14 protein-coding genes are annotated in these 12,263 nt (G+C 66.1%); all 14 read right to left on the bottom strand.

Annotated elements, in window-relative coordinates:
* Nucleotides 1-5: 5 nt before the first annotated feature.
* Entirely contained in the window at nt 6-761 is a 756-nt protein-coding gene (locus tag FHY55_RS19940; RefSeq protein ID WP_140015858.1) for a TIGR02186 family protein, read from the bottom strand.
* Nucleotides 761-1,675: a sulfite exporter TauE/SafE family protein gene (locus FHY55_RS19935; protein WP_140015857.1), complete on the bottom strand. Its 915-nt coding sequence runs from the start codon at nt 1,673-1,675 to the stop codon at nt 761-763. Before FHY55_RS19935 ends, FHY55_RS19940 begins: the two co-directional genes overlap by 1 nt.
* A gap of 58 nt (nt 1,676-1,733) precedes the next feature.
* Entirely contained in the window at nt 1,734-2,534 is an 801-nt protein-coding gene (locus FHY55_RS19930; protein ID WP_140015856.1) for a purine-nucleoside phosphorylase, read from the bottom strand.
* Entirely contained in the window at nt 2,518-3,495 is a 978-nt protein-coding gene (locus FHY55_RS19925; RefSeq protein WP_140015855.1) for an ABC transporter permease, read from the bottom strand. Before FHY55_RS19925 ends, FHY55_RS19930 begins: the two co-directional genes overlap by 17 nt.
* 4 nt (nt 3,496-3,499) lie before the next feature.
* Nucleotides 3,500-4,135: a LysE family translocator gene (locus FHY55_RS19920; RefSeq protein WP_140015854.1), complete on the bottom strand. Its 636-nt coding sequence runs from the start codon at nt 4,133-4,135 to the stop codon at nt 3,500-3,502.
* Nucleotides 4,135-5,304 carry an ABC transporter permease gene (locus FHY55_RS19915; protein WP_140015853.1) on the bottom strand — a complete coding sequence of 390 codons (1,170 nt, stop codon included), beginning with the start codon at nt 5,302-5,304 and terminating at the stop codon, nt 4,135-4,137. The genes FHY55_RS19920 and FHY55_RS19915 overlap by 1 nt, the downstream gene beginning before the upstream one ends.
* Before the next feature lie 16 nt (nt 5,305-5,320).
* On the bottom strand, nt 5,321-6,187 hold the full coding sequence (locus tag FHY55_RS19910) for a type VI secretion system-associated protein TagO (RefSeq protein WP_140015852.1): 867 nt from the start codon (nt 6,185-6,187) through the stop codon (nt 5,321-5,323).
* Nucleotides 6,184-7,725 (bottom strand): ABC transporter ATP-binding protein, encoded by a 1,542-nt coding sequence (locus tag FHY55_RS19905; protein WP_140015851.1) that lies wholly within the window; start codon nt 7,723-7,725, stop codon nt 6,184-6,186. Before FHY55_RS19905 ends, FHY55_RS19910 begins: the two co-directional genes overlap by 4 nt.
* An 89-nt stretch (nt 7,726-7,814) precedes the next feature.
* Nucleotides 7,815-8,807, bottom strand: a complete 993-nt coding sequence (locus FHY55_RS19900; protein WP_140015850.1) for a BMP family protein — start codon at nt 8,805-8,807, stop codon at nt 7,815-7,817.
* Between the two features lie 187 nt (nt 8,808-8,994).
* The gene (locus FHY55_RS19895) at nt 8,995-9,414 is read right to left on the bottom strand and encodes a GNAT family N-acetyltransferase (protein WP_140015849.1); all 420 of its coding nucleotides are present in this window, start codon (nt 9,412-9,414) and stop codon (nt 8,995-8,997) included.
* Nucleotides 9,411-9,998, bottom strand: a complete 588-nt coding sequence (tsaB, locus tag FHY55_RS19890) for a tRNA (adenosine(37)-N6)-threonylcarbamoyltransferase complex dimerization subunit type 1 TsaB (protein ID WP_140015848.1) — start codon at nt 9,996-9,998, stop codon at nt 9,411-9,413. Before tsaB ends, FHY55_RS19895 begins: the two co-directional genes overlap by 4 nt.
* A gap of 17 nt (nt 9,999-10,015) precedes the next feature.
* The gene (locus FHY55_RS19885) at nt 10,016-10,579 is read right to left on the bottom strand and encodes a NifU family protein (RefSeq protein ID WP_140015847.1); all 564 of its coding nucleotides are present in this window, start codon (nt 10,577-10,579) and stop codon (nt 10,016-10,018) included.
* 108 nt (nt 10,580-10,687) lie between these two features.
* The gene (locus tag FHY55_RS19880) at nt 10,688-11,143 is read right to left on the bottom strand and encodes a universal stress protein (RefSeq protein WP_140015846.1); all 456 of its coding nucleotides are present in this window, start codon (nt 11,141-11,143) and stop codon (nt 10,688-10,690) included.
* A 60-nt stretch (nt 11,144-11,203) separates the two neighbouring features.
* Entirely contained in the window at nt 11,204-12,259 is a 1,056-nt protein-coding gene (locus tag FHY55_RS19875) for an AbrB family transcriptional regulator (RefSeq protein ID WP_140015845.1), read from the bottom strand.
* Nucleotides 12,260-12,263 lie beyond the last annotated feature (4 nt).

Raw genomic sequence — 12,263 nt, 5'->3', positions numbered from 1 at the left:
GCGGATCAGCCCCGGATATACCGGAACACCGCAGAGGCGCCCCAGCCTGCCGCGATGGCGATGGCGAGCGAGAGCAGGCCGTAGAGCAGCGGTTGCTCATGCGCCAGCGCGTGCAGCCAGCGTTCCAGCCCGACCTTGGAGACGTGAATGGTGGTGGTGTGGCTCGACACCACGGCACCTTGGCGGGTCAGGAAGATGCGGGTGGTGTAATTGCCTTCGGTCAGGTTGGCCGGAAGGGCGACGTTGGCGCGAAAGAGCGTGTCTTTCTGGATCGTCACCCCGCCCTCCTGCACGGCGTAGTGCCCGGCGTCGGTGCGGATGCGGATGAGCGCCTCGGTGAAGTCGGCGGCGTTGCCGATGCTCGCGGGCGCGCCGACAGAGCGGATCGCGCGATCAATGGAGATGCTGTGGCGCAGGTCGGCGGTGGCGGAGATCAGGCTGTCGAGCGGATCGGTGGTGACGATCTGGTAGAAGCTGGGCGCCCGGTCAACCTCCACAGCCTCGGTATTGACCCAAACGCCCGCCTTGCGGTTTTTCTTGCGCACAACGACTGGCGTTGACGGACCGGCGACGGTGATGACAACACCCAGCTCACCGGCGGGAGACACCGGGTAGTTGCGGCGGACCGCGCCGAACACAAGGATTTCGGAGCCGTTGAAGGTGGCGTTGATGCCCACCCGGCTTTGCGAGAGGTCGGCCACCACCTCTTCGGCGGCGCCGGCGGGGGCCGCGAGGAAGAGGAGGGCGAGGAGCCAGCGCATCAGCCCGCCCCCAGCGGGGTGAGCGAGAACAGCTCGGTGGGTTGCAGCAGCAGATCGAGCGCGAGTTTGCCGCAGACCAGCAGCACCAGCCCGGCCAGGGCGATGCGTAGCTGCTCGGCCTTCATCATGGTCCCGATCCGAGTGCCGAATTGCGCGCCCACCACCCCGCCGACCAGCAGCAGCACGGCTAGCACGATATCGACCGTCTGGTTGGTGGTGGCGTGCAGCAGCGTGGTGAAGGCGGTGACGAAGATGATTTGCAGCAGCGAGGTGCCGATGACGACCTTGGTGGGCATGCCCAGCAGGTAGATCATTGCCGGAACCATGATGAAACCGCCGCCCACGCCCATGATCGCCGCCAGCACGCCGACAGAGAGGCCGACCAGCAGCGGCGGGATGACGGAGATATAGAGGCCGGAGGTGCGGAATTTCATTTTCAGGGGCAGGTTGTGCACCCAGTTGTGCTTGCGCCGTGGGGGCAGTTTGCCGCCCTTGGTGCGGCGCATCGCATTGAGGCTTTCGATGAACATCAGCGCGCCGATGATGCCAAGAAAGACGACGTAGCAGAGCGTTACCAGCAGATCGACTTGGCCGAGTTGGCGCAGGATGTTGAAAACCCAGACGCCAAGCGCCGCGCCAACGAGGCCGCCCGCCAGCAGGACAAGGCCCATTCGGACATCGACCGTCTTTCGCCTGAGGTGCGCGAGCACGCCGGAGATGGAGGAGGCGACGATTTGATTGGCGGAGGTGGCCACGGCCACGGCGGGCGGGATGCCCACGAAAAACAGCAGCGGGGTGATCAGGAAGCCACCGCCCACCCCGAACATCCCCGAGAGGATGCCCACCACGCCGCCGATGCCCAGGAGCAGGAAGGCGTTCACCGATACCTCGGCGATGGGGAGGTAGAACTGCATGGACCTCCTAGTGCGACAAACTTCTGGCGCTGTCTAGTGCCGCAGCGCAGCGTATGGCTTAGAGTGACTTCAGGAAGGCACGCAGGATCTTTTCCAGCTTGGTCGCGCCGAGGGGGGCCATGGCCTTGGTATGCTCGTGGCTGATGGCCTCGTCCGACATGCCGGCGGCCATGTTGGTGATCGTGGAGATCGCGGCGCATTTCATGCCGAGGAAGCGGCCAAGGATCACCTCGGGCACGGTCGACATGCCCACGGCGTCGGCCCCCAGCGTGCGGATGGCGCGGATTTCGGCAGGGGTTTCGAAGGAGGGGCCGGAATACCAGGCGTAGACGCCGCTTTCGAGCGGGATGTTCTGGGCCTCGGCGGCGGCCTTGAGGGCCGTTCGGAGGGCCGGGTCATAGGCGTCGCCCATAGGCACGAAGCGGGCATCGGAGGGCTCGCCGATGAGCGGGTTGAGGCCGGAGAAGTTGATGTGATCGGAGAGCAGCATCAGCTCGCCCGGAGGAATATCTGGGCGCATGGAGCCTGCGGCGTTGGTTAGCAGGAGCGTGTCGCAGCCAAGCGCCTTCAGGGTTTCGAGCGGCAGGCGCATGGCGGCGGGGTTGCCGCTTTCGTAGTAATGCGCGCGCCCGCCGAGCACCGCCACGCGCACGCCTTCCAGCGTGCCGATCACCAGCTTGGGGTTGTGCCCCGAGACGCCCGCGTGGGGGAAGCCCTCCAGCGCGGCGTAGTCGATGGCCACGCCCTTCACCTCTTCGGCAAGATGGCCGAGGCCGGAGCCGAGGATCAGCGCCAGTTTGGGCGGGGCGGAGCCTGCATCGAGTTTGATCTTGGCGGCGAGGTCAGCGCTCTTTGACATAGGGTTCGCCTCCGGCGCGGGGTGGGATGGCCTTGCCGACGAAGCCGGCGAGGATCACCACGGTGAGGATGTAAGGCAGCGACTGCATGAACTGCACGGGCAGTTGCAGCCCGAGGATCGTGATGTTCTGGAAGCGGTTGTCGATGGCGAAGAACAGGCCGAAGAGCAGGCAGGCATAGAGCGCATACCATGGCCGCCACTTGGCGAAGATCAACGCGGCCAGCGCGATGTAGCCGCGGTTGGCTGTCATGTCCTTGGTGAAGCCGGCCTGGATGGCGGTGGAGAGGTAGGCCCCGGCGATGCCGCAGAGCACGCCGCAGATGGCCACGGCGGCAAAGCGCAGGCCGACGACCGAAACGCCCGCTGTATCCACCGCCTCGGGGCTTTCGCCCACCGCGCGCAGGCGCAGGCCGAAGCGGGTGCGGAACAGGATCCACCATGTCAGCGGCACGAAGAGGAAGCCGATGTAGGTGAGGATCGGGTGGCCCGAGATCAGCTCGGAGTAGACCTGCATCAGAGGCCCGGCGTCGGCCATGTCGCGGATGCGGGTGAGGGCGCCGGGCAGGTCGATGCTGTTGAAGCGGGCCGCGCCGGTGAGCGGCTCTGTCCGTCCGCCCTGGTTGAACCAGTCCTGCGCGATGAGCACGGTGAGCCCGGCGGCGAGGAAGTTGATCGCCACGCCGGAGATCAGCTGGTTGCCCCGGAAGGTGATGGAGGCGACGCCGTGGATGGCCGAGAGCACCATGGACGAGGCGATGCCCGCCAGCAGGCCGACCCATGCCGAGCCGGAGTAGAAGGCCACCGCCGCCGAGAAGAAGGCGGCCATGAGCATTTTGCCCTCAAGGCCGATATCAAAGATCCCGGCCCGCTCGGAGAACAGCCCGGCGAGGCAGGCGAGCAGCAGGGGGATGGCGAGGCGGATGGTGCCGTCGAGAACCTGGATGATTGTCAGGAAGTCCATGGCTCTAGCTCCTCGATGTGGCGAGCTTGAAGGCGAAGAAGGCGAAGAGCACGCCCAGCGTGGCCTCCACCGAGCGCCTTGCGCGGGCGTAGGCGGCGCGGATCGGCGCGGCGGAGAGCAGCAGCGCCCATGCGGCGTGGCAGGTGAAGCTGATGAGCCATGCCCCGGCGAAGAAGGCGGCATAGACCAGCGTGCCGCCGCCTTCGGTGGCCCCGAGTGCGGCGATGGCGAGCCAGAAGACGATGGCCTTGGGATTGGTCACTTGCAGCAGGTAGCCCGCCAGCAGGAGGCGGAGCACCGAGCGGGCGGGCACCGGCCCGGTGGTGAGCGCGGGCGGGTTTGCCGCCTTGCGGAAGGCCCCGTAGGCCAGCCAGGCGAGATAGGCCGCGCCGAGGATCCGCAGGATTTGCATGGCCCATGCGGCCTCTGACAGCAGCAGGCCGACGCCGAGCATGGTGGCGAGGTTGATGGTGGTGGAGCCGAAGGCGATGCCGAGGCAGGTCACCAGCGCCGCCCCACGGCCCCGGCTCATGGAGATGCCGAGCAGCATGGCCACCGCTGGCCCGGGCGAGGAGGCGGCGACCATCAGGATGGAGAAGGCCGCGAAGAAGCCGGGCAGGAAGGGGATGAGATCGGCCATCATGCCTCCTTCACCGTGCCTTCGGGCGCATGGTCGGGCCGCTTTGGCCCCGGCGGCGGTGGCGCGGTTTCGGGCGGTTCCTTGCCCTTGCGCAGATGCAGGAAGAGCTTGGCGAGCGGCGCGCGCACCATGTTGTCGAGCGCGCCGGTGAAGAGGATCACGAGGGCTTGGATGACGACGATCAGCTCACGCGGGATCGACGTCCACAGCGCCAACTCGGCTCCGCCCTGATAGAGAAAGCCGAAGAGCACGGCGGCGAGGAACACGCCGAAGGGGTGGTTGCGCCCCATCAGCGCCACGGCAATGCCGATGAAGCCCGCGCCTTCGACGGCGTTCAGCACGAGGCGCTCCTGCTCGCCCATGGCGGTGTTGACGGCCATCAGCCCGGCGAGGCCGCCCGAGATCAGCATGGCGATCACGGTGATGCGCAGAGGCGAGATGCCCGCGTATTTGGCCGCTGTCTCGGATTGGCCAAATGCACGGATCTGGAAGCCGAGGCGGGTGCGCCAGAGCAGGAACCAGACAGCGAAACAGGCGATAATGGCGAGGAGGAAGGTGACGTTGACGGAATCGTCCCGCGCCGCCTTGAAGCCCAGATCTGTCAGCACCGAATTCAGCGTGGGCAGATCATAGGCGGCGTCAAACTTGGCCGAGGCCGGATCAGACTGGCCAGCGGGCTTGAGCGTGTTGGACAGCAGGTAGTTCAGCAGGCCCGCGGCCATGAAGTTGAACATGATCGTGGTGATCACGATATGGCTGCCCCGCGCGGCCTGAAGGTAGGCCGGGATCAGCGCCCAGAGCGCCCCGAAGGCCGCAGCCCCCAGAGAGGCGGCGACCAGCGCGATCGACCAGTGCGGAAAGGGAATGTAGAGCAGCACCAGCGCCACCCCGAGCCCGCCGACCATCGCCTGCCCCTCTCCGCCGATGTTGAACAGGCGGGCATGGAAGGCGACCGAAACGCAGAGGCCAGTGAAGATGAAGTTGGTGGCGTAATACAGCGTATAGCCCCAGCCCCGGATCGAGCCGACAGACCCGTCGATCATGATGCCGACCGCCGTGATCGGGTTTTCGCCGATGGCGAGGATCACAACCGCCGAGAGAAGCGCGGCAAGGATGAGGGAGATGAGGGGAACGAGGATCACCTCGGCCCATTTGGGCATCACGTCCATGTGGCGTTTTCCTCCTTCACCAGTTGCACGCTTTTCGCAGCGGCTTGATTGCTTCGTTCAGGCCAGCGAGGTCGAAGCCGAATTCGAGGGCACTTTCATTGTAGGGCGTGAGGCGGACCAGAAGCGAGTTACCCTGTATCAACTTCTTGATTTGAGGAATGGATTTGCTGCCACTCCAGAGACCGAGCACCTCGTTGTCCGTGGATGCTGACATTCGCCAGGACGCTGCTTTCAGATCGTCTATCCTGTAGGTTACTTTGCCGTAGCCTTGAATATCAGAAAGGAAATGCCCGCCGGGGTTGATGAACATTGAGGTGGTGTTTTCCATGCATCGCAGGATCAGGCTGGGCGTTGCGGTGCCGTTGTATTTGCCACGCACGACATCCCGCGATTCTAGCCGGAGGACGATGAGCGGCGTGTCATCGAATTGCGACTCGCTCTGGCTCACCAACCAGCTTCCGGTATCGCCGGGCTTGTCAGGCTTCGCGGTGGGCGCTGCTTCCGGCGCTTCTGGCGCGGGCGCGACCAGTACCAGGGGCGTTTCATTCACCGGGCCACCGATCCGGACGCATCGGCCGGTTTCACCCCCGATCACCTCGTCGCCCTTGCGGACCTCAAGATGAGAATGTTTGGGCACGAACTGAAAGCGGTAGCCATCGACGGTGCCGGTTTCTATCCGATTGCTGCCACTGCCTTGCGTCATCTCTACAGGAGGGCGGTTTTGCACCTGCAACAGGGGCTTTGCGCCGACCGCTTCCGGATAGGTGATGGAGAAGGACGGCAGGCTGGGGAAGGTGCAGGCGTAGTGCACCTCTGCTTTGGCGGCGAGCGGCAGCAACAGCACAGCTGCCAGAGCGGCAAGTCTTGCTCTTGCGTTGCTCACGCGGCCTCCCCCTGCATCCCGGCCATCAGCAGGCCGAGCTCTTTTTCGTCGGTTTCGGACGGCAAGCGCTCGCCCATGATCTGCCCGTCGAACATGACGGCGATCCGGTCGGAGAGCGACATGATTTCGTCCAGTTCGACCGAGACCAAAAGGATGGCCTTGCCCTCGTCGCGCAGCCGCACGATCTGCTGGTGGATGAATTCGATGGCGCCGATGTCCACCCCGCGCGTGGGCTGGCCGATCAGCAGCAGGTCGGGGTTGCGCTCGATCTCGCGGGCCAGCACGATCTTTTGCTGGTTGCCGCCGGAGAAGTTCTTGGCGGCCAGCAGGGGGTTGGGCGGGCGCACGTCGAAGCGCTCCATCTTGGCTTCGGTGTCTTCACGGATGGCGGTGTTGTCCATCGTCAGCGCGTTTTTCTGGTATTTCGGGTCGTTGTGGTAGCCGAAGGCGACGTTTTCCCAAGCGTGGAATTCGAGGATCAGCCCCTCGCGGTGGCGATCTTCGGGCACATGGGCGATGCCCCGGCGGCGGCGCGATTGGGCGTCGGAGTGGCGGCCCGTCAGGTCGATCTGCTCGCCATTCATGCGGATGGTGCCCTTGGCATCCTGGTAGCCGCCGAGCACTTCGAGCAGCTCTGACTGGCCGTTGCCCGCCACCCCGGCGATGCCGAGGATTTCGCCTGCGCGGATATCAAAAGAGATGCCGCGCAGCTTTTGCACGCCCTTGTCGTCGGTCACGGCAAGGTCGCGGACCTCCAGCACCGTTTCGCCGGGCTTGGCCGGGGTCTTGTCGACCCGCAGCAGCACCTTGCGGCCCACCATCAGCTCTGCCAGTTCCTCGGGGGAGGTGGTGGCGGTTTGGACGGTGGCCGTCATCTCGCCGCGACGCATGACCGAGACGGTATCGGTTATGTCCATGATTTCGCGGAGTTTATGGGTGATGAGGACGATGGTTTTGCCCTCTTCCTTCAGCCGCCCCAAGATGCGGAAGAGCTGGTCGGCCTCGGCCGGGGTGAGCACCCCGGTGGGCTCGTCGAGAATGAGGATATCGGCCTGTCGGTAGAGCGCCTTGAGGATTTCGACGCGCTGCTGCATGCCCACGCCGATATCTTGGATCACGGCGTCCGGGTCGATCTTGAGGCCGTATTCCTCGGCCAGCGCCGTCAGTTCCTTGCGGGCCTTGGACAGCGAGGGGCCGAGCATGGGGCCGTCTTCTGCGCCGAGCACGACGTTTTCGAGCACGGTGAAGTTTTGCACCAGTTTGAAGTGCTGGAAGACCATGCCGATGCCGGCGGCGATGGCGGCCTGACTGTCGGTGATTTCGGTTTTGCGGCCACCGATGAAGACCTCGCCCGCATCGGCCTTGTAGAAGCCATAGAGGATGGACATCAGGGTGGACTTGCCTGCGCCGTTCTCGCCGATGATGCCGTGAATCGCCCCGCGCTTCACCGAAAGCGAGATGTCTTTATTGGCCTGAACCGGCCCGAAGGCCTTGGAAATTCCGCGCAATTCGATGGCGGGCGGCTGTTGATCGGCCATGTCTGTCCCCCGGTCTTCTGGTTGGGAAAGGGCCGCGGCCAGTCTCCCGGCGCGGCCCTCCCTCTTGTTTGGTCAGCGTTGCACGCGGCTTACATCGCCGGGCAGGTGCTGTCGGTCTCGTAGTTGTGCACTTCGATCTCGCCGGCGATGATCTTTTCCTTGGCCGCGTCGACGGCTGCGGTCATCTCGGCGGTCACGAGATCGGCGTTGTTCTCGTCCATGGCGTAATCGACGCCGCCTTCGGCAAGGCCGAGGGCCACGAGGCCGGGCTCGATGCCGTCGGCCCCGGCGGTGAAGCTGTCATACACCGCCACGTCGACGCGCTTGAGCATCGAGGTGAGCACGGAGCCGGGGTGCAGGTGGTTTTGGTTGGAGTCCACGCCAATGGAGTAGATGCCTTCATCGGCAGCGGTTTGCAGAACGCCCACGCCGGTACCGCCAGCGGCGGCATAAACCACGTCAGACCCTTGCGAGATTTGCGCCTTGGTCAGCTCGGAGCCTTTCACCGGGTCGTTCCAGGCGGCCGGGGTGGTGCCGGTCATGTTCTGGATCACGGTGGCATCGGGGTTGGCCGCCTTCACGCCCTGGGCATAGCCGCAGGCGAACTTGTGGATCAGCGGAATGTCCATGCCGCCGACGAAGCTCACGGTGCCCGACTCGGAGGCCATGCCAGCCATCATGCCAACGAGGTAGGAGCCCTCCTGCTCCTTGAACACCACCGAGCGCACGTTGGGCGCATCAACCACGCCGTCGATGATGACGAACTTGGTGTCGGGGTAGTCGGGGGCCACTTCACCCAGCACGGTTGCAAAGGCGAAGCCGGTCATCACGATGGGGTTTGCGCCATCTTCGGCCAGCCGGCGCAGGGCCTGCTCGCGCTGGGCCTCGGACTGCATCTCGATTTCCTTGAAGCTTTCGCCGGTTTCCTCGGCCCACTTCTTGGCACCGGTGTAGGCGCTTTCGTTGAAGGATTTGTCGAACTTGCCGCCGAGGTCGAAGATAACAGCCGGTTCGGCCAGCGCCGCGCCTGCGGTGAGTGCGACGGAGGCGGTGGCGGCAAGAAGAGCGCGCGCGAATGTCATGGTGAAGGTCTCCCGTTGGTTTTGCTCCGCGCCCTCGGCGCAATTGCGCTCGGGGCTGCTGGATTATGGATTACCCATGAATAAGGCCGCAGCGGCGGGGGGTGGTCAACCGCTTTTTCTGCGCCGCAACGTAACTTGACGGTGTTTCGAGGGGGGATCGGGGCGGTGTGGCGGGATGCGCCCGGCCCTACAGGGCGCGGGTCATCACCAGCGCGTCGATGCGCGCGGCGTCGGGCGTGCGGTAGTAGGCCTTGCGCTGGCCCACCTCGCCGTAGCCGCTGGCGGTGTAGAGCGCGATGGCGGCGGCGTTGTTGGCGGCAACTTCCAGCAGGGTGGTGCTTGCGCCCCGCGCGCTGGCCGCGTCGTGGTAGGCAGCAAGCAGGGCGCGGCCCCGGCCTTGCCGCCGCGCATCGGGGGGCACGGCGAGGGTGAGCAGCTCTGCCTCGGCGCCGGAGGCCTGCCCCAGCGCAAAGCCGGTGCCACCATCGCCGATGAGAAAGACGCTGTCTTGCGCCAGCAGCGCAGCAAACTCCTCGGCGTGCCAAGGTCGGGGCGCGGTGAAGCAGGCGGCGTGAAGGGCGGCAAGCGCCTCGGCCTCGGTGCTCATCCGACGATCTCGGGTGGCGCATCTCGCGCGGGGGCGGCATCGGGCGCACGCACGTAGAGCGGCGCGGGACGCGGCAGGGGGCCACTGGCCTGCGCGAGCAGCGCGGCGGCGCGGGTGGCGAGGCGGAGGGGAATGTTGGGGAGTGGTTCGCGTAGTTCGGCGGTGCGTGGCACCAGCCGGGGCGGGCCGGAGGGGGCACCCCGGGCGAAGTCTTGCGCGTAGGCCATGTCGCGGGGGGCGGGGAGCAGGACGGTTTCGCTCTCTCCGGAGCGCGCCAGCTCGAAGGTAGATACACCGATGGCCGGAATGCCGAGCCCAAGCGCCAGCCCACGGGCGGCGGCGACGGAAATGCGGATGCCGGTGAAGTTGCCGGGGCCGATGCCGACGCCGAGCGCGGTGAGGTCGCCCCAAACGAGCCCGGCCTTGGTGAGCAGGCCCTCCAGCATTGGCATGAGGTTTTCGGCCTGTCCGCGCTTCATTGGCTCGAAGCACTCGGCCACCAGCTCGCCACGGTGCAGAACGGCCCCCGCGATGTGGGGGCCGGAGGTGTCGAAGGCCAGCAGGGTGGGATCGGAAGAGCCCAAGGGTCAGGCTGCCCGGATCAGGCGGCGACCGGGCGCACTTCCGTCACCTCGGGGATGTAGTGGCGCAGCAGCTGCTCGATGCCCATCTTCAGCGTTAGCGTGGAAGAGGGGCAACCGGCGCAGGCGCCCTGCATGTGCAGGTAGACAACGCCGCGCTCGAAGCCGTGGAAGGTGATGTCGCCACCATCCTGCGCCACGGCGGGGCGCACGCGGGTGTCGAGCAGCTGCTTGATCTGCTCGACGATCTCGCCGTCTTCGCCCTCATGCACCGCATGGGCGGCCTCGGGCGCGGCGTTGGAGGCCAGCACCGGCTCGCCCGACTGCACATGCTCCATGATCGCGCCAAGGATGGCGGGCTTGATATGGTCCCATTCCACGGCATCGGTTTTGGTGACGGTCACGAAATCACCGCCAAGAAACACGCCGGTGGTGCCATCGACAGCAAAGATGCGCTGGGCCAGCGGCGAGCCGGAGGCCGAGTCGGCATTGGGGAAATCGGCGGTGCCGGTGCCAAGCACTTCCTGCCCGGGCAGAAACTTCAGCGTGGCGGGGTTTGGCGTGGATTCGGTCTGGATGAACATGCGCACAGTCCTTTCGGGGTTGGGCCTTATATGCGCCTCGGGTGGGGGCGGGTCAAGATTTGGAATGGTTCTAAAGTAGGTGGCGGCAGCGACGTGGCAAGTCTTGGCCTAGGTAATGCTCTCCAGCCGCTCCTTGGAAAGCTCGCCCGGCACGATGGTGATCGGGAAATCCAGCGAACCAGCGTTTTTGGTGAGCTGCGTCACCAGTGGGCCGGGGCCCTTCTTGCCTGCGCCCGCGCCCAGCACCAGCACGCCAACTTCGCTGTCTTCGCGGCATTGGGCGAGGATTTCATCCACCGGTTCGCCCTCGCGCACCACCAGCTCCGGGTCTACCCCCTGCCGGTCGCGCATCCATTTGGCGAAGACCTCGAAATGCGCCTCGATCCGCTCGCGGGCTTCGGCGCGCATCACATCGCCAACGCCGATCCAGTGGTTGAATTCGTCGGGCGGGATGATCGACAGGATCTCTACCCCGCCGCCGGTTTTGGCTGCGCGCATGGCGGCAAAGCGCATGGCGTTAAGGCATTCGCGACTGTCATCAAGCACGACAAGAAACTTGCGCATCTGTGTGGCCCTCCTTGCGGGCGGATCATGGCCGAGGGCCGGGGAACTGGCAATGGGGCTTCAACGCCCCGGCGGCGGGGGTGTGCGACCGTGGCGGATGGCGAAAGCCGATAGGATCAGGGCGAGGATGATCAGCCGGCTGACGTGGGCGGCGGCGACAAAGCTTGGGTCGGCCCCGGCTGCTGCGCCGACGATGATCATGGTTTCCAGCCCGCCGGGGGAGAAGGCGATGAGCACGTCGAGAAAGGGCAGGCCGGCGGCGCGGGCGGCGGCGAGGGCAAAGACAGCGGCCAGCGTGGTGGCGGCGGCGACGGCAAGCATGGCGGCGGCGAGGTCAGCCAGAATGGCGCGGGCGGTGATGCCGGCAAAGCGCGAGCCGATCAGGCTGCCCATCACCACCAGAACGGTTTGTGAGACCCAGCCCGGCAGGTTTCCGACCGCAGCGCCCGACAGATGCGCCCCGGCCCCCACGGCCATTGCCCCGATCAGCAGGGGGGCTGGCAGGCGCAGTTTGCCCAGCCCCCAGCCGAGCGCTGCGGCGGCGATGATCTGCGGTGCAATCGTCAGCCAGCTTTCGGTCAGCGGTGGGGAGGGCAGGCCGGGGCCGATGGGCACGCCCGCCAGCCGCGCGGCAAGCGGCACCGTCAACGTGAGGATCAACACGCGGAAGGAGGCCATCAGCACCGGGCGCACCAGTGGCAACCCGAGGGTTTCGGCGAGGGCGACCACCATGGAGAGATGCCCCGGCGCGGCTGCGAGAAAGCCCTCGGCCTGCCCAAAGGCGAACCAGCGGCAGAGCATCTTGCGGATCACGAACAGGGTGACGAGGGTGAGCAGGGCGAGCAGGACGAAGGCAACGGGCCAAGAGGCTATGGCGCCGAGGCTGGCGGGCGTTACCAGCCCGCCGATGGTCAGGCCGATCAGCAGGAAACAGGCATCGCGCAGTCGCGGGTGCACGGCCACCTTCATCCCCGCAAGGCTGGCGCAGGCGACCGCGATGGCGGGCCCGGCCAGAAATGCCAGTGGCATCGCAACCGCCCACGCCACCGCAGCGCCGAGGCCCCCGATGCAGAGAGTTTGCGCGGTGAGGCGCAGGGAGGTGAGGCGGGAGGTCATGCCG

It is taken from the genome of Oceanicola sp. D3 (assembly GCF_006351965.1).
Taxonomy (GTDB): Bacteria; Pseudomonadota; Alphaproteobacteria; order Rhodobacterales; family Rhodobacteraceae; genus Vannielia.
This window is presented reverse-complemented; position numbering and strand designations above follow the sequence as displayed.